This window comes from Micromonospora sp. NPDC007220 (assembly GCF_040634035.1).
In the GTDB taxonomy this organism is placed as follows: domain Bacteria; phylum Actinomycetota; class Actinomycetes; order Mycobacteriales; family Micromonosporaceae; genus Micromonospora; species Micromonospora reichwaldensis.
The window spans coordinates 16,125-32,842 of record NZ_JBEYEU010000011.1 but is presented as its reverse complement, the minus strand read 5'-3'; the positions used below and the strand labels follow the sequence as shown (position 1 = coordinate 32,842).

The following is a 16,718-nucleotide window of genomic DNA, read 5'->3' as shown; positions in this document are numbered from 1 at the left end:
CGGTCGTCGAGCCGCCACTGCCCCTGCCGCGCTCCGGTCGACACCAGTCAACGGGCTGGCTCCAGGTGGCGGTCAGCCGGCGAGCTGGTCGCGGCGGCGGGTGAGGTAGGCCCGCTCCGCGGGGTTGCCGGCGAGACCGATGGCCCGGTCGTACGCCGTCCGCGACTCGCCGCCGCGCCCGAGTCGCCGCAGCAGGTCGGCGCGCGCGGCGTGGAAGGCGTGGTAGCCGTCGAGGGCGTCGGCAAGTCGGTCGATCTCGGCGAGCCCGACCCCGGGGCCGTCGACCTCGGCGACCGCGACCGCCCGGTTGAGCCGCACGATCGGTGAGGGGTCGAGCAGCGACATGCGCCCGTAGAGGGCGACGATGGTGGACCAGTCGGTGTCCCGGGCGGACGGGGCGTCGGTGTGGACCGCGTTGATCGCGGCCTGCAGTTGGTAGCGCCCGGGTGGGTCGCCGCCGGTCACCATCGCCTCGATCCGCTCGCGGAGAAGGGCGTTGCCCTCGGCGATGAGGGTGCGGTCCCAGGCGCCGCGGTCCTGCTCGGCGAGGGTCACCAGCTCCCCGGTGCGGGACACGCGCGCCGGGCGCCGGGCGTCGGTGAGGAGCATCAGGGCGAGCAGGCCGGCCACCTCGCCGTCGTCCGGGAGGAGGGTCCGGAGCAGGCGGCCGAGGCGGATCGCCTCGTCGGTGAGGTCGACGCGCACCGGGGCGTCCCCCTCGCTGGCGAGATAGCCCTCGTTGAAGACGAGGTAGACGACCGCGAGCACGCCGGCGAGCCGCTCGCGGATGTCGTCGGCCGAGGGCACCCGGTAGGGGATGTGCGCCGCCTTGATCTTCGTCTTGGCGCGGGTGATCCGTTGCGCCATGGTGGTCTCCCGCACCAGGAAGGCGCGGGCGATCTCGGGCACGGTGAGGCCGCCGAGCAGGCGCAGGGTGAGCGCCACCCGGGCCTCCGACGCGAGCGCGGGGTGGCAGCAGGTGAAGATCAGTCTGAGCCGGTCGTCCTCGACCGGGCCGGTCGGCTCAGCAGGGGTGTCGTCGTACATGATCCGGGCCGCCTGGTGTTTGGCGTCGCGCTGTGACTCGCGACGGAGCCGGTCGATCGCCTTGCGGGTCGCGGTGGTGGCGAGCCAACCGCCGGGATTGGACGGTACGCCCTCGCGCGGCCACCGCTCCGCGGCCGCCACGAACGCCTCGGCCGTCGCCTCCTCGGCGACGTCGAGATCGCCGAAACGGCGCGCGAGGCCCGCGACCACCCGCGCCCACTCCTCGTGGTGGACACGGGTGATCGCCTGCTCGACGGTGGGATCGGTCATGGCTCCGGCAGCGCTCGGACGGATGCCCCGGTTCGGAAGGGACGCACCTCGACCGTACCGCGACACGCTCTCGACCCCTCGGCGGCGAGGGCCAGGGCCACGTCGAGGTCGGCCGCCTCGATGACCCAGAAGCCGTCGAGGTGCTCCCTCGTCTCCAGGTAGGGCCCGTCGGTGAGAACGGGCCGCTCGCCCTGCCCGTCGACGGTGGTGGCGGTCGTCGCGGGCGCCAGGCCGCCGGTGAAGACGAGGTGACCGTCCCGCCGGAGCCTCTCGCCGAAGGCGCCGGTGTCGGCGAACGCCTGCGGCACGGCCTCCTGGGAGGGGTGGGTGCCGAGCTCGGTGGGCTCGGCCGGTCCGTGGACGGACAGCAGGTATCTGGGCACCACGCTCACTTCTCCCCGGCGCCGTTACGCCGGGCGCGCCCCGGGGCCTCTGAACCGGTGCACCTCCTGCGGCCAGTCGAGCGCGGTCGCGAGCCTGCCGGCCCAGTGTCGCGCCGCCTCGTCGTCGGGCACGTCCACGACGGCGAAGCCGCCGAGGTGCTCCTTGGTCTCGACGTACGGGCCGTCGGTGAAGACGGGCCTACCGTCGACTGATTCGACGCTGCACACCGCGGTGGACCGGTCGAGCCCCCCGTTGCTGAAGAGCAGGACGCCCTCGGCCTGCATGTCCGCCATCACGGCCCAGCCGGCCCTGCTCTTCTCGCGAAGCTGCTCCGCCGTGTGTTCGGGCACCCACTCGTCGTTGAAGGTGATCAGGTACTCCGTCATGGTTGTCTCCTCTCGGTCCCGGACGAGGGCCCTGCCGGCTCCTCGTGTCCGACGGCCCAGCCGGCCGCCGCACACTGGTTCCACGAACGGCCACGCCCCGATACGACACCATCATCGGAGAATCGAGGTCCAGGATGCGGCACGAGGGGTGAGACGAGGTCACCGTCGTTCGCCGAAACCGTTCGCGTCACCCGGCAGTTGTGGTGGCGCGAACGGGCACAGTCCGGGATAGCCTTGGCGCATATGGCTACCTATCGCAGCGCCTCAGTGCTCCTCTCCTCCGACGGCACCCGGACCCCCGGCACCGCCGCGCTCTTCGCCGAGCCCGCCCGCAAGGGTGGGACCCCGCCGTGGGCGGGCGATTTCCGACCCGCCAACAGCGCCGGCAACGGCCCCAAGAACGCGGTCGGGAAGACCTTCACGTTGGAGTTGCCCGACGGCAGCACCGGCAAGGTCGTGGTCCAGGGCCTCAAGAGCGGGAAGGGAGGCGTCGTGCTGGCGTTGATGGGCGAGGACGCTCCCCCCTTCTGATCGGGGAACTGATCGCCCACCGACGCCACCGGCTGGAGACGGCCGGTGAGCGCGGTGTGCCGCAGCGCCGGGGCGGCTCGGTCCCGGGCTGCCGGACGCTCACGGATCGGACCCTGGTCGGCGACGCGCCGACCAGGGCCACCGGTCAGCGGCGGCCGGCGGCCAGGGCGACGAGGTACTGTCCGCCGCCCGCGTCGACGCTCGCGGTCACCGGCAGTCCGGGCACAAGCCGGGAGAACCGGTCGACCAGCCAGTCCGCCGCCGCCTGGGCGTCCTTCCTGCTCGGACAGCGGGCGACCAGCTCGCGACCGCCCTTGCGTTCGAGTCGCTCGGCGACGGTGATCAGTGGCGCGGGCTCCACCACGTGCAGGTGGTCCGGCCAGGCGATGACCACCTTGACCGCGCCCTTGCGGGTGTTGCAGGCACGGTGCGCGAGTCGCTCGGCGACCTTGGCCTTCCTGTCGGCGGTGCGGCTGTCGACGCTGGGACCACGCGGGTCGTTCACCGACATGCCGGCGTCGACCGGCTCGTCGCACACCCAGCACCGCCAGCCGTCACGCCTCGCGACGTCATCGAGGGAACTCATCCGAGCAAACTAGCCTGTCGACCGCCGGCCGACGACAACCCGCCACGACCTCCGGTCCATGACGAGCGACTCCGCCGATGTCCGCCGGCCGTTCCTGGCGACGGTCTGGAATGCTCCTCCCATGCCCTCCTACCCGCCCACCTTCGCCGACCAGGTCGTCGCTCAGCCGGCCCGGGCCCAGTTCGAGGCGTTCCTCGACGAGCACCGCGGCGCGCTCAACGGCTGCCTGGACGGGCTGACGGAGGAACAGGCGCGCCGGTCGTTGGTGGCCTCGCGGACCACGCTGCTGGGCCTCGTGAAGCACGTGACCTTCGTCGAGAAGGTCTGGTTCGACGAAGCCGTCACGTGCCGGTCGCGCGCTGAGATCGGCATCCCCGCGACGCCGGACGAGTCGTTCATCCTCGATGACGACGACACGATCGCCACCGTCCAGCACGCACACCGCGAAGCCTGCGAAGCGTCACGCCGCGCGACGTCGTCCCTGGGGCTGGACGACATCCTGCACGGGAACCGGCGGGGCCCGCTTCCGCTGCGGTGGGTGTATCTCCACGTGCTGCGCGAGCTCGCCCAGCACTGTGGGCACGCGGACATTCTCCGGGAGCAGCTCGTCGACGGTTAGTGCGCCCAACGTCCGCCCCGCCGACCCGGGCCGCACCCTCCCCGCCGGTAAACGCCTTGCCGCCGCACCCGGGCCGTCCCTAGCATCCGCCGATGCGGATCCGCGAGTTCCACGAGTCCGACTGGGCCCAGGTGTGGCCGATCGTCCAGGAGGTGGTCCGGGCGCGGGAGACCTTCCCCTACGACCCGGAGCTGACCGCCGAGCAGGCGTACGACATGTGGGTGGAGGCCGCGCCCGGCCGGACGGTGGTCGCGGTCGACGGCGACGCGGTGCTGGGCACCGCGAAGATGGGCACCAACCGCCCCGGGCCGGGCGCGCACGTCGCCACCGCCAGCTTCATGGTGGCCCGCGCGGCGCGCGGGCGTGGCGTGGGCACCGCGCTGTGCCGGCACGCGGTCGACTGGGCCCGCGAGCGGGGGTACGCCGGCATGCAGTTCAACGCCGTGGTGGCGAGCAACGCCACCGCCGTGGAGCTGTACCGGCGGGAGGGGTTCGACGTGGTGGGCACGGTGCCCGGCGCGTTCCGGCATCCCACCCTCGGCCGGGTGGGCCTGCACGTGATGTACCGGGAGTTCTGAGCGACCGGCCGGACGCCGCGCGCCGCGTCCCATCGGGGCGGGACGCGGCGCGCGGCGGGCATCGTCAGACGGCGGCCTTGGCGACGGCCTCGGCGCGCAGGTTGTCCTCGGAGGCGCCCCGGCGCCAGTAGCCGGAGAAGGTGACGTGGCGGCGGTCCAGGCCGCGCTCCCCGACGAGGTGCCGGCGCACCGAGCGCACCATCGAGGACTCGCCGGCGATCCAGGCGTACGGGGTGCCGGCCGGCAGCCGGGCGGCGCGCACCGCGTCCGCCAGCAGGGTGCTGCCGGGGGCGGTGGCGCCGCGCACGATCCAGCGCACCTCGGCCCGCGCCTCGGTGGGCAGTTCCTGGATGTCTCCCGCGTCGGGGACCTCGATCCAGGCCCGCACCGGGGTGCCGGGCGGCAGCCAGGCCAGGATCCCGGCGGCGGCCGGCAGCCCGGTCTCGTCGGCCACCAGCAGGACCGAGTCCGTGCCGACCGGGGGCCGGAAGCAGACACTGCGGTTGTCGTGCACGGCCGGGCCGAGCAGCACCACCCGGTCGCCCGGCAGGGCGTGCCGGGCCCAGCGGGAGGCGGGGCCGGTGTCGCCGTGGCTGACGAAGTCGATGTCCACCTCGGCCGCCTCGGGGCGCTGCTCCCGGATGGTGTACGAGCGCATCACCGCGCGCACGTCGGGGTCCATGGCCCGGTAGGCGCCGAACCAGTCCTCCCCGGCCCCGACGGGGAGCACCGGCTCGGGCTGACCGGGGTGCGGCAGGAACAGCGAGACGCTCTGGTCCCGGCCGCCACCGGCGAAGTCGGCCAGTTCCGGCCCGCCGAAGGTGACCCGGACCAGGGAGGCGCCGACGCGGCGGGCGCCGACGACCTGCGCGGCGAAGAGGCGGTACTGCACGGCGACGGCGGTGGTCACGACGTGACCTTCTTCGCGCCCTTGATGGCGGCGGCCAGGTTCTCCAGCAGCGGCGCGGCGCCGGCGTACGAGAAGCGGGGCACCGCGTCCCAGGCGGCGACCTGGTTGGCCTTGACCGCCGGCAGCTGCTGCCAGGTCGGCTTCGCGGCCATGTCCTTGGGTTGCAGGGCCGAGGCGCGGTTGTCGAGCAGGAGCAGGTCGGCCGGGAACTTGCCCGCGTTCTCCCAGCTCAGCGCCTCGAAGTAGTCGCCGGCCTCCAGCTTGGTGGGGACGACGATGTCGACGCCCAGCTCGGCGAAGTACATCAGGTCGGTGCTGACCTTGGGGTTGGAGGCGTAGAACAGGTCGGGGCTGCCGGAGCAGGCGAGCACCTTGATGCCCGGGTTGGCCTTGACCGCCTGGCGGACCGACTCGGCGGCGGCCTCGAAGCGGGCCTTGGCGTCGGTGACCTTCTTGGCGGACAGGTCGGCGCCGAGGGACTCGGCGAGCTGCGCGTACCGCTCGATCGGCTTGGTCATCGGCACCCGCGCGGTGGTCACGGTGACGGTGGGGGCGAGCGGGAGGATCTTGCCCTTGCTCTCGTCCGGCACGTACCAGAAGGCGCCCGGGTCGTACATGTGGGTGACGAGCAGTTCGGGCCGCAGGGCGGCGTACTTCTCCAGGTTGAACTCGCCCCAGACGTTGCCGAGGATCTCCACGGACTCGACGTCGAGGTCGCCGGCCTGCGGGTCCTTGCTGCCGTCGGAGCGCTTGGTCTCGCCGAACACCCCGACGATCTGCTTGTCGAGCCCGAAGTCGACAAGCGCGGCGGCGACCCCCGTGAAGGCGACCACCCGGGTCGGCCGGGCGGGGGCGCTCACCTTCTCGTTGCGGTCGTCCGTGAACGACCACGGCCCGCCGGAGTCCTTGGCGGCCGGGGCGGCGGATTCCTCGTCCCCGCCGCAGCCGGCGAGCAGGGCTGCCAGGGTGGCGGCGCCACCGGCGGCGAGCAGGCCCCGGCGGGAGAGGCGGCGGGCGGACACGGGATGCGGCATGGCGGTGTCTTTCGATCAGGGTCGGGCGAATGACCATGGACAGCGGGGTTAGGTTAACCTAACCTAAACGGCTGTCAAGTCCCGTTCGGAATTCCGCACCAATCGGAGCCCACACTGTCCGCCACCCTCTCCCCCCGCGTCGGCGCGCCGCCGGCACCGCCGGCCGTACGCCGGCCCGGCCGGGCCGCCCTGCGGGCCGCCGGGCTCGCGGCGTCGGTGCTGCTGCTCGCGGCCGTCGCGGTGCTCAGCATCGCCGTGGGCGCCAAACAACTTCCCCTCACCGACGTGTGGCAGGGCCTGCTGGACCGCGACGCCGCCGAGTACGCCGTCGTGCACCGCATGCGGCTGCCGCGTACGCTGCTCGGCCTGCTCGCCGGGGCGGCGCTCGGCGTCGCCGGCGCGGTCATGCAGGCGCTGACCCGCAACCCGCTCGCCGACCCCGGCCTGCTCGGCATCAACGCCGGCGCGGCGGCGGCGGTGGCCACCGGGGCGCTGCTGTTCGGCGTCGGTGGCGTCGGCGGGCAGGTGTGGTTCGCGCTGCTCGGCGCGGCCGCCGTCACCGCCGCCGTGTACGCCGTCGGCGGCGGGCGCGGGGCCACCCCCGCCCGGCTGGCGCTGGCCGGCGCGGCGCTCAACGCCACCCTCTACTCGTACGTCAGCGCGGTGATGCTGGTGGACACGGCCTCGCTGGAACGGCTGCGGTTCTGGACGGTCGGCTCGCTGGCCAGCGCCGAGCCGTCGACCGTCCGCACGGTCGCGCCGTTCATGGCGGCGGGCCTGCTGGTCGCCCTGGCCGTCGCCCGCCCGCTCAACGCCCTCGCCCTCGGCGACGACGCGGCGCGCGCGCTCGGCGCCCGCCCGGCCCTGGTCCGGGGCGCGGTCATCCTGGCGATCACGCTGCTCTGCGGCGCCGCCACCGCCGCCTGCGGGCCGATCGTCTTCGTCGGGCTGCTGGTGCCGCACCTGGTGCGTGCGCTCACCGGGCCGGACCTGCGCTGGCTGCTGCCGTACTGCGCGGTGCTGGCACCGGTGCTGCTGCTCGGCGCCGACGTGCTCGGGCGGGTGCTGAGCCGCCCCGGCGAGCTCCAGGTCGGGCTCGTGACCGCCGTGGCGGGCGGGCCGCTCTTCCTCTGGCTGGTGCAGCGCGGACGGGTGGCCCACCCGTGATCACCCTGCGTACCGGCGGCCTGTCCCTGCGGCTGCGTCCCCGCGCCGTCGCCGTCGGCGTCACCTGCGTGCTGCTGGCCCTGGCGCTGGGCGTGCTCGCCATCGGCAGCGGCGACTACCCGATGAGCCCCGCCGACGTGCTGCGCGCCCTCACCGGCCGGGGCACCCCGGCCGAGGAGTTCATCGTCACCGAGCTACGGCTCCCCCGGGTGGTCACCGCCCTCTGCGTCGGCGCCGCGCTGGCGTTGGCCGGCGCGGTCTTCCAGTCCCTCGTACGCAACCCGCTCGGCAGCCCCGACATGCTCGGCTTCACCCAGGGCGCGGCCACCGGGGCGCTCGTCGTGGTGGTGCTCGGCGGCAGCAGCGTGGCGCTGGCCTCGTCGGCGGTGGTCGGCGGGCTGGTCACCGGCGCGCTGGTCTACGCGCTGTCCTGGCGGCGCGGCGTGCACGGGTACCGGCTGATCCTGGTCGGCATCGGCACCATGGCGATCCTCACCGGCGTCAACGGCTGGCTGCTCACCCGGGCCCCGCTGATGGACGCCGCCCGCGCCGTGCTCTGGCTCACCGGCAGCCTCGACGGTCGCGGCTGGTCGAACGCGCTGCCGCTGCTGATCGCGCTGGGCGTGCTGGTGCCCCTCATGCTGGCCGGCTACGGGCCGGCGATGCGGCTGGTCGAGATGGGCGACGACACCGCCGCCGCCCTCGGCGTACGCGTGGAGCGGCTGCGCCTCGTCGTGCTCGCGGCGGCGGTGCTGCTGGTCTCCCTCGCGGCGGCCGCCGCCGGGCCGGTGAACTTCGTGGCCCTCACCGCGCCACACCTCGCGCGGCGGCTGACCCGGGCCCCCGGGCCGAACCTGCTGCCCTCGGCGGCCGTCGGCGCGGTTCTCCTGGTCGCCGCCGACCAGCTCGCGCTGCGGGCCTTCCCCGGGCACCAACTGCCGGTCGGCGTCGTCACCGGCGTGCTCGGCGGCGCCTACCTGGTCTGGCTGCTGGCCACCGAGCGCCGGGCCGGCCGACTGTGACCGGACGCGGCCGGCGGGCCACCCACGACGAGAACGGAGCACCGAGCATGCAGTCCCGGCTGAGCGGCACCGCGATGACCCTCGCCTACGAGCGGCGGACCATCGCGCAGGACCTGAGCGTCGCCGTGCCCGACCGGTCCTTCACGGTCATCATCGGCCCCAACGCCTGCGGCAAGTCCACCCTGCTGCGGGCCCTGTCCCGGCTGCTGAAGCCGGCCGCCGGGGCGGTCCTGCTCGACGGCGAGGACATCCACCGGCAGCCGGCCCGCAGCGTGGCACGCACTCTCGGCCTGCTGCCGCAGACGTCCATCGCGCCGGACGGCATCGGCGTGGCCGAACTCGTCGCCCGCGGCCGGTACCCGCACCAGGGGCTGCTGCGGCAGTGGTCGCGCGAGGACGAACGGGTGGTCACCGAGTCGATGGCCGCCACCGGGGTCGCCGACCTGGCCGACCGGGCCGTCGACGAGCTCTCCGGCGGGCAACGGCAGCGGGTGTGGATCGCGATGGCGCTGGCCCAGCAGACCCCCCTGCTGCTGCTCGACGAGCCGACCACCTACCTGGACATCGCCCACCAGATCGAGATCCTCGACCTCTGCGCCCGGCTGCACGAGGAGCAGGGCCGCACGCTGGTGGCGGTGCTGCACGACCTCAACCACGCCGCCCGCTACGCGACGCACCTGATCGCGATGCGCGAGGGGGAGGTGGTCGCCGCCGGCGCGCCCCGGGAGGTGGTCACCGCCGAGCTGGTCGAGGAGGTCTTCGGGCTGCCCTGCCGCGTGATCGACGACCCGGAGACCGGTACCCCGCTGGTGGTCCCCGCCGCCCGCCGCCGGGCCGCCGCGAGCGCCCCGGCGGTCACCGCCGGCGGAGGCAAGGTGGGCGGGTGACGGGCGTTCGCGCCGCCGGCGCCGGCCGCCTGCCGGCCCGCGCCGCGCCACGGGTCGACCTACTCGCGCATCGACCGGAATCACCGTACGGTGGCACACGATGCGTGATCTCGCCAGCACCTACCGACAGGACGTCGACGGCTTCGGCCGGGTGACGATCCGACCCGTCGACCCCGACACCGACACCGACCTGATCCACGCCTGGGTCAGCCAGGAACGCGCCCGGTTCTGGGGCATGCGCGACGCCGGCCGCGACCGGGTCGAGGAAATCTACCGCTACCTCGACTCGCTGCCCACCCACCACGCCTGGCTGACCCACCGCGACGGCACACCGGTGGCGCTGTTCCAGACCTACGAGCCGGCCGCCGACCCGGTCGGCGAGTGCTACCCGGTCCAGCCCGGCGACCACGGGGCCCACCTGCTGATCGGCCCGCCCGGCGCGGTCGAGCGGGGCTTCACCGGCACCCTGTTGCGCGTGTTCCTCGACTTCGTCTTCGCCGACCCGCGACACCGGCGCGTCGTGATGGAGCCGGACGCGCGCAACGACAAGGCGGTCGAGCGGCTCCGGCGCACCGGCTTCGTCGCCGGCCCGCTGATCGACGTGAACGGCAAGCGGGCCCGGCTGCTCTTCCTCGACCGGGAGACCTTCGAGGCCGGCCGGCCCTGAGACGCGGGACGCTCCCCGGGCGGTCGCCCACCCGGGGAGCGTCGGGGGCTCAGCCGCCCGGCCGCAGCACCCGGCCCGGGCCGGCGACGTTGTCCGCCGCGGCCTGACTGCGCTGGGTGCCGGTGACGCAGACGTCGTCACCGAGAAAAGCGTCGCGCCACACGTAGCCGGCGACGCAGGTGTGCGGGCCGTACGGGCCGTTGACCCAGCGGCTCGTGGCGACGGCGTTGTCCGCGAGCACCTGGGAGCGGGTCGTCCCGGTGACGCAGACGTAGTCGGACTGGTCGGCGTCGCGCCAGACGTACCCGCTGACGCAGGTGTTCGGCCCGGCGACCAGGCGCGCCGGGTTGCGGCGGCTCGCCGCGGCGGCGTTGTCCGTGGCCGCCTGGGTGCGCTGAGCGCCGGTCACGCAGACGTCGTCACCGGCGTACGCCTCCCGCCACACGTAGCCGGAGATGCAGGTGTGCGGGCCGTACGCGCCGTTGGTCCAGCGGCTCGGGGCCGCCGCGTTGTCCGCCCACACCTGGCTGCGGGTCGCCCCGGTGACGCAGACCATGTCGCCCGGCCGGGCCTCCCGCCAGACGTACCCCTGCAGGCAGCGGTTCACCACGTCGGTGGTGACGGTGACCGACGCGGAGTTGCCCGAGATCCAGTTCACGCCGATCTGGACCCCGTTGGCGTTGAGCGACTGGGCCGGACCGCCGCCGGGCCCGGTACGCAGCAGCGTGGGCGTGCCGTTGCGGACCTCGTGCAGCAGGACCGTGTCGGCTGGGATGCCGGCGCTCCAGCCGGTCTTGCGGCGGAACTCCACGGTGTAGTAGTGGAATGTGTCGGCGGGGTCGAACGGGATCCGGACCAGTTGCGGGCCGCTCGCCGAGGGCACCTCCAGCGGCGCCAACGTGATGCTCCGCGAGCCCACCCCGTCGGCGGCCATGGTGAACACCCGGTTCTTCGGCAGCCAGCCCAGCTCGTCGCGGTGGAACGCGTTGAGCCCGACCGCGCTCGTGCCGTAGTTCGCCGTGGCGAAGGCGTGGATGTGCATCGCGCTCATCTCGTCCCACGGGTCGTCGTACTCCCCCGGCTGGGACCACGGCGCGTTCTGGTAGGTGGTGTCGTTGGAGAACGAGTGCCCCAGGTTGTAGCCGTGCAGCATCTCGTGGGCGGCGAAGCCGACGTTCCAGGCGCCCGGGTCGAGCAGCACCCGCCCGCCGGCGGCCCCGGAGTCGACCCAGTCGTTGAGCATGACGGCGGTGCGGTGCCCGGCGGGGACGGTGTAGCCGTTGGCCGCGGCGGTGTCGACGCAGCGCTGGATGCGGGTGCCGCGGTCGATCGACTGGTACTGCGCCAGGGTGTACGGCATCGTGTACCAGCCCCGGACGGCCGAGCCGGCCAGCGAGACCCGGCCACCGGACTGGTCGGCCAGGTAGTCCGCCACCCCGGAGGTGCCGAGGCCGGCGTCGGTGAGGAAGTTGGCGAAGAACGACGGCGCCCGGGGCTCCGCCGGCTTGTCGCTGAACTTGCAGAGCAGCACCGACCAGGGGGTGCTGTTGCGGATCGGGCTGGCCACCGCCGGCCCCGTCGCCGCCACCACCGTCCCGATGACGGCGCAGCTGAGCGCCACGGTCGCCGTGGCGACGCGGCGCAGCAGGTTGGGTCCCACTCGCACTCTCCGTTTCCGTCGGCCCGCCCGGTGCGGACCAGTGGGAGACATGGGAGCACCCGGCGTCACCACGCGGATGCGGCAAGTCGCATTGGCGACGGGCCGAAATCCGACTCGCCCCCGCCGCCGGGACCGGCGACGGGGGCGGAGCCGCCCGGGCGGAAGGGCGGCAGCGGGCGGATGCCAGCCGGCGGTACGCCCTCGGGGCCCGGCGGGAGGCCTCAGCCGTGCAGCCAGCGGTGGATGCACTGCAACAGGTCGGCGGCGTCGACCGGCTTCGTGACGTAGTCGCTGGCGCCGGAGGAGATGCTCTTCTCCCGATCGCCGTGCATGGCCTTCGCGGTCACCGCGATGATCGGCAGGTCGGCGTAGCGGGGCATGGCGCGGATGGCCGCCGTCGCCGCGTAGCCGTCCATCTCCGGCATCATCACGTCCATCAGCACGAGGTCGATGTCGTCGTGGCGCATCAGCGTCTCGACGCCCTGCCGGCCGTTCTCCGCGTACACCACGTCGAGCCCGTGCAGCTCCAGGATGTTGGTCAGCGCGAAGACGTTGCGCGCGTCGTCGTCCACCACCAGCACCTTGCGCCCGGCCAGGTCGCCGGGCAGGGCGTCGACGACGGGACGGACGTCGGGCAGCACCGGGGCGAACGGCAGCACCCGCTCCGGCGTCACCGCCGTGAGGTGCAGGGCGATCCGCTCGCGCAGGTCGTCCAGGCTGCGCAGGACCTCCAGCGGCCGCTCGTGGGTCAACGCCTGCAACAGGGCCTGCGAGCCCGACGGCAGCGGGTGTCCGTGGTACGCCAGCACGGGCACCCCGCGCAGCGCCGGATCGTCGTGCAGCGCCTTCAGCAGGTTCGTACCGCCGTCGTCGGGCAGGTCGAGCTGGAGCACCAGGACGTGGTGCCGCCCGGCGGCGAGCGCCTCGACCGCCGAGGCCACGTCCACCGCGGTGGAGATCTCCACCGGCGGGTGGGCGTCGCCCAGGTCCGCCGCGACGCCCTGGGCGAGCAGCGTCAGCAGCCCCTTGTCGTGACGCTCCAACACCAGCATCCGGCGGACCTCGCCGGGCTGGAGGGTCACGGCCGGCGGCAGCGTGGCCGGCGGCGTCCAGGGCAGGGTGGCCGGCGACGTCCAGGGCAGCGCGCCGGCACGGCCCGCGGCCGGCAGCGCGCCGGTCGGGCGGTCGTGCGGGACCGCCGCGTCGCCGGTCCCGGCGGGCACCGGCCCGACGGGCAGGTAGAGGGTGAACGTGCTGCCCCGGCCGAGCACGCTGCGCGCCTGGATCCGGCCGCCGAGCAGGTGGGCGATCTCCCGGCTGATGGACAGCCCGAGGCCCGTGCCCCCGTACCGCCGGCTGGTCGTGCCGTCGGCCTGCTGGAAGGCGTCGAAGATCGCGGTCAGGTGCTGCTCGGCGATGCCGATGCCGGTGTCGATCACCCGGAACGCGAGGAAGACGTCCGTCTGGGCGAGCCCCTCGGGCAACTCACCCGGCGCGGCCCGCTCGATGCGCAGCCGTACCCGCCCCTTCTCGGTGAACTTGACCGCGTTGGAGACCAGGTTGCGCAGCACCTGCCGCAGCCGCTGCTCGTCGGTGTGCAGCTCGGTCGGCACGCCCGGCCCGGTGCTGATCTCCAGCTCCAGGCCCCGGGGCGTGGTCAGCGGCCGGAAGGTGGCGTCGACGTAGTCGCGCAGCGCGGCCAGCTCGAACGTCTCCGGGTTGATGTCCATCTTCCCGGCCTCCACCTTGGACAGGTCGAGGATGTCGTTGATCAGCTGGAGCAGGTCCGTGCCGGCCGAGTGGATGACCGTCGCGTACTCCACCTGCTTGGCGGTCAGGTTGCGGTTCGGGTTCTGCGCGAGCAGCTGGGCGAGGATGAGCAGCGAGTTCAGCGGCGTACGCAGCTCGTGGCTCATGTTCGCGAGGAACTCCGACTTGTACTTGGAGGCGAGGGCGAGCTGCTGGGCGCGGGCCTCCAGCTCCTGCCGGGCCTGCTCGATCTCGGAGTTCTTCGTCTCGATGTCGTGGTTCTGCCGGGCCAGCAGGGCCGCCTTGTCCTCCAGCTCGGCGTTGGAGCGCTGGAGCTCCTCGGAGCGGGCCTGCAACTCCTCCGAGCGGGCCTGCAACTCCGCGGCGAGGCGCTGCGACTCGGTGAGCAGCACGTCGGTACGGGCGTTGGCGACGATGGTGTTGACGTTGACGCCGATGGTCTCGGTCAGCTGGTCGAGGAAGTCGCGTTGCACCTCGGTGAAGCGGCTCATGCTGGCCAGCTCGATGACGCCGAGCACCTGGTCCTCGAAGAGGATCGGCAGCACCACCAGGTGCAGCGGGGCGGCGGCGCCGAGGCTGGAGGAGACGGTGACGTAGTCGGCCGGCACGGTGTCCACCACGATGGCCCGCTTGCTCACCGCGGCCTGCCCGACGAGCGAGTCGCCGAGGGCGTACCGGCGGCCGGAGGTGTCGTGCCCGTACCCGCCGACGACCCGCAGGCCGGTCCCGCCGGGGCCGTCGTCCACCAGCAGGAACGTGCCGAGCTGCGCGGAGACCAGCGGGGCCAGCTCGTTCATCACCAGACCGGCGACCACGTCCAGGTCGCGGTGGCCCTGCATCAGGCCGGCGATGCGGGCCAGGTTGGTCTTGAGCCAGTCCTGTTCCTGGTTGGTGCGGGTGGTCTCGCGCAGCGACTCCACCATCGAGTTGATGTTGTCCTTCAGCTCGCCGACCTCGCCGGGGGCGTCCACGGTGATGGAGCGGGTCAGGTCGCCGGTGGCCACCGCGCTGGTCACCTCGGCGATGGCGCGCACCTGGCGGGTGAGGTTCCCGGCCAGCTCGTTGACGTTCTCGGTGAGCCGCTTCCAGGTGCCGGAGACGCCCTCGACCTCGGCCTGGCCGCCGAGGCGGCCCTCGCTGCCGACCTCCCGGGCCACCCGGGTCACCTCCGCCGCGAACGACGACAGCTGGTCCACCATCGTGTTGATGGTGGTCTTCAGCTCCAGGATCTCGCCGCGCGCGTCGACGTCGATCTTCTTGGTCAGGTCGCCCTGGGCCACGGCGGTGGTGACCTGGGCGATGTTGCGGACCTGGCCGGTGAGGTTGTTCGCCATCGAGTTGACGTTGTCGGTGAGGTCCTTCCAGGTGCCGGCCACGTTCGGCACCCGCGCCTGCCCGCCGAGGCGGCCCTCGGTGCCGACCTCCCGGGCCACCCGGGTCACCTCGTCGGCGAAGGCGCCGAGCGTGCCGACCATCGTGTTGATGGTCTGGGCGAGCACGGCCACCTCGCCCTTGGCCTCCACGGTGATCTGCCGACTCAGGTCGCCCTGGGCGACGGCCGTGGCGACCAGCGCGATCGAGCGCACCTGGTTGGTGAGGTTGTTGGCCATCTCGTTGACGTTGTCGGTGAGGTCCTTCCAGGTGCCGGCCACGTTGGACACCCGGGCCTGGCCGCCGAGGCGGCCCTCGGTGCCCACCTCCCGGGCCACCCGCGTCACCTCGTCGGCGAACGCGGAGAGCTGGTCGACCATCGTGTTGATGGTCTCCTTCAGCGCCAGGATCTCGCCGCGCGCGTCGACCCGGATCTTCTGCGTCAGGTCGCCCTTCGCCACGGCGGTGGTCACCTCGGCGATGCTGCGCACCTGGGCGGTGAGGTTGTCCGCCATGACGTTGACCGACTCGGTGAGGTCCTTCCAGGTGCCGGAGACGCCCTTGACGTCCGCCTGGCCGCCGAGGCGCCCCTCGGTGCCCACCTCGCGGGCGACCCGCGTCACCTCGTCGGCGAACGACGACAGTTGGTCCACCATCGTGTTGATGGTGTTCTTCAGCTCCAGGATCTCGCCGTGCGCGGTGACGGTGATCTTCTGCGACAGGTCGCCCCGGGCCACCGCCGTGGCCACCTGCGCGATGCTGCGCACCTGGTCGGTGAGGTTGACCGCCATCGAGTTCACCGAGTCGGTGAGGTCGCGCCAGGTGCCGGCCACGCCGCTGACCTGGGCCTGACCGCCGAGCCGCCCGTCGGTGCCGACCTCGCGGGCCACCCGGGTCACCTCGTCGGCGAACGACGACAGCTGGTCCACCATCGTGTTGATGGTGCTCTTGAGCTCCAGGATCTCGCCCCGGGCGTCGACGGTGATCTTCTGCGACAGGTCGCCCCGGGCCACCGCCGTGGTGACCTGGGCGATGTTGCGGACCTGGCTGGTCAGGTTGCCGGCCATGAAGTTCACCGAGTCGGTGAGGTCGCGCCAGGTGCCGGCCACGCCGGGCACCTCGGCCTGGCCGCCGAGGCGGCCCTCGCTGCCGACCTCCCGGGCCACCCGCGTCACCTCGTCGGCGAACGACGACAACTGGTCCACCATCGTGTTGATGGTGATCTTCAGCTCCAGGATCTCGCCGCGCACGTCCACGGTGATCTTCTGCGACAGGTCGCCCCGGGCCACCGCCGTGGCCACCTCGGCGATGTCACGGACCTGGTCGGTGAGGTTGCCCGCCATGGCGTTGACGGAGTCGGTGAGGTCCTTCCAGGTGCCCGACACCCCGGGCACCTCGGCCTGGCCGCCCAGCTGCCCCTCGGTGCCCACCTCCCGGGCCACCCGGGTCACCTCGGAGGTGAACAGCGACAACTGGTCGACCATGCCGTTGAAGACGGTGGCGATCTCCCCGAGCAGGCCGTCGGCGTCCTCCGGCAGCCGGGTGCCGAAGTCACCGTCGCGTACCGCCGTCAGGCCGGCCAGCAGCTGCCGGAGCCCCGGATCGGCCATCGCCGCGGCCCCTCCGGTCGCCGGGTTGCGCCGCGACGCCGTCTTCTCGACCACCACAACCACCTCGCGCAGCAGCCGGGGGCCTGCCCGCCGGCACAACATCGACCGCGCAAGTATGCACAGCCCGGTCGCCGCACGCGCGCCGGCCGGCACCCCGCGGCGCCGGCCGTCCGGCGGCTGCGCACCAGCACGGTTACCAGGGGCGCGGCGCGGGTAGAG

Annotated in this window: 15 protein-coding genes; 7 read left to right on the top strand and 8 right to left on the bottom strand. The window is 73.4% G+C overall.

The features are described 5' to 3' along the window. Positions 1–72: 72 nt before the first annotated feature. Genes ABZ573_RS20135 through ABZ573_RS20125 form a run of 3 tightly spaced genes read right to left on the bottom strand, consistent with a single transcriptional unit; the run spans position 73 to position 2,087 of the window. Positions 73–1,317, bottom strand: coding sequence for a sigma-70 family RNA polymerase sigma factor (locus tag ABZ573_RS20135; RefSeq protein ID WP_151453139.1), 1,245 nt, complete (start codon positions 1,315–1,317; stop codon positions 73–75). Then, entirely contained in the window at positions 1,314–1,709 is a 396-nt protein-coding gene (locus ABZ573_RS20130; RefSeq protein ID WP_358119794.1) for a YciI family protein, read from the bottom strand. The genes ABZ573_RS20135 and ABZ573_RS20130 overlap by 4 nt, the downstream gene beginning before the upstream one ends. A gap of 15 nt (positions 1,710–1,724) precedes the next feature. After that, positions 1,725–2,087 carry a YciI family protein gene (locus tag ABZ573_RS20125; RefSeq protein WP_151453137.1) on the bottom strand — a complete coding sequence of 121 codons (363 nt, stop codon included), beginning with the start codon at positions 2,085–2,087 and terminating at the stop codon, positions 1,725–1,727. Between the two features lie 243 nt (positions 2,088–2,330). On the opposite strand from ABZ573_RS20125, the gene ABZ573_RS20120 reads away from it, so the two are divergent. After that, complete coding sequence (locus ABZ573_RS20120) at positions 2,331–2,618, top strand: hypothetical protein (RefSeq protein ID WP_225851988.1); 288 nt, start codon at positions 2,331–2,333, stop codon at positions 2,616–2,618. Between the two features lie 145 nt (positions 2,619–2,763). On the opposite strand, the gene ABZ573_RS20115 is transcribed toward ABZ573_RS20120, so the two are convergent. Continuing rightward, positions 2,764–3,204 carry a hypothetical protein gene (locus tag ABZ573_RS20115; protein ID WP_151453136.1) on the bottom strand — a complete coding sequence of 147 codons (441 nt, stop codon included), beginning with the start codon at positions 3,202–3,204 and terminating at the stop codon, positions 2,764–2,766. Positions 3,205–3,325: 121 nt separating this feature from the next. Here ABZ573_RS20115 and ABZ573_RS20110 point away from each other — a divergent pair, with 121 nt between their 5' ends. Further along, the gene (locus tag ABZ573_RS20110; protein WP_358119789.1) at positions 3,326–3,823 is read left to right on the top strand and encodes a DinB family protein; all 498 of its coding nucleotides are present in this window, start codon (positions 3,326–3,328) and stop codon (positions 3,821–3,823) included. A gap of 92 nt (positions 3,824–3,915) precedes the next feature. Continuing rightward, positions 3,916–4,401 (top strand): GNAT family N-acetyltransferase, encoded by a 486-nt coding sequence (locus tag ABZ573_RS20105; RefSeq protein WP_327028717.1) that lies wholly within the window; start codon positions 3,916–3,918, stop codon positions 4,399–4,401. Positions 4,402–4,465: 64 nt separating this feature from the next. Here the strand turns inward: ABZ573_RS20105 and ABZ573_RS20100 are convergent, their stop codons facing one another. Together ABZ573_RS20100 and ABZ573_RS20095 are read right to left on the bottom strand one after the other, a co-directional pair. Next, positions 4,466–5,311, bottom strand: a complete 846-nt coding sequence (locus ABZ573_RS20100) for a siderophore-interacting protein (RefSeq protein WP_327028718.1) — start codon at positions 5,309–5,311, stop codon at positions 4,466–4,468. Then, positions 5,308–6,345 (bottom strand): ABC transporter substrate-binding protein, encoded by a 1,038-nt coding sequence (locus ABZ573_RS20095; RefSeq protein ID WP_327028719.1) that lies wholly within the window; start codon positions 6,343–6,345, stop codon positions 5,308–5,310. Before ABZ573_RS20095 ends, ABZ573_RS20100 begins: the two co-directional genes overlap by 4 nt. 189 nt (positions 6,346–6,534) lie before the next feature. Between ABZ573_RS20095 and ABZ573_RS20090 the strand changes: the two genes are divergently transcribed. The 4 genes from ABZ573_RS20090 (at position 6,535) to ABZ573_RS20075 (ending at position 10,088) form a co-directional block, all read left to right on the top strand. Continuing rightward, positions 6,535–7,512: an iron chelate uptake ABC transporter family permease subunit gene (locus ABZ573_RS20090; protein WP_327031234.1), complete on the top strand. Its 978-nt coding sequence runs from the start codon at positions 6,535–6,537 to the stop codon at positions 7,510–7,512. Further along, positions 7,509–8,534 carry an iron chelate uptake ABC transporter family permease subunit gene (locus tag ABZ573_RS20085; RefSeq protein WP_327028720.1) on the top strand — a complete coding sequence of 342 codons (1,026 nt, stop codon included), beginning with the start codon at positions 7,509–7,511 and terminating at the stop codon, positions 8,532–8,534. The genes ABZ573_RS20090 and ABZ573_RS20085 overlap by 4 nt, the downstream gene beginning before the upstream one ends. Positions 8,535–8,581: 47 nt before the next feature. Continuing rightward, the gene (locus tag ABZ573_RS20080) at positions 8,582–9,421 is read left to right on the top strand and encodes an ABC transporter ATP-binding protein (RefSeq protein WP_358119784.1); all 840 of its coding nucleotides are present in this window, start codon (positions 8,582–8,584) and stop codon (positions 9,419–9,421) included. A gap of 100 nt (positions 9,422–9,521) precedes the next feature. Then, positions 9,522–10,088: a GNAT family N-acetyltransferase gene (locus ABZ573_RS20075; protein ID WP_327028722.1), complete on the top strand. Its 567-nt coding sequence runs from the start codon at positions 9,522–9,524 to the stop codon at positions 10,086–10,088. A 49-nt stretch (positions 10,089–10,137) separates the two neighbouring features. Here the strand turns inward: ABZ573_RS20075 and ABZ573_RS20070 are convergent, their stop codons facing one another. Both ABZ573_RS20070 and ABZ573_RS20065 read right to left on the bottom strand, forming a co-directional pair. Then, the gene (locus ABZ573_RS20070; RefSeq protein WP_358119780.1) at positions 10,138–11,748 is read right to left on the bottom strand and encodes a hypothetical protein; all 1,611 of its coding nucleotides are present in this window, start codon (positions 11,746–11,748) and stop codon (positions 10,138–10,140) included. Between the two features lie 221 nt (positions 11,749–11,969). Further along, complete coding sequence (locus ABZ573_RS20065) at positions 11,970–16,499, bottom strand: HAMP domain-containing protein (protein WP_358120030.1); 4,530 nt, start codon at positions 16,497–16,499, stop codon at positions 11,970–11,972. Positions 16,500–16,718 lie beyond the last annotated feature (219 nt).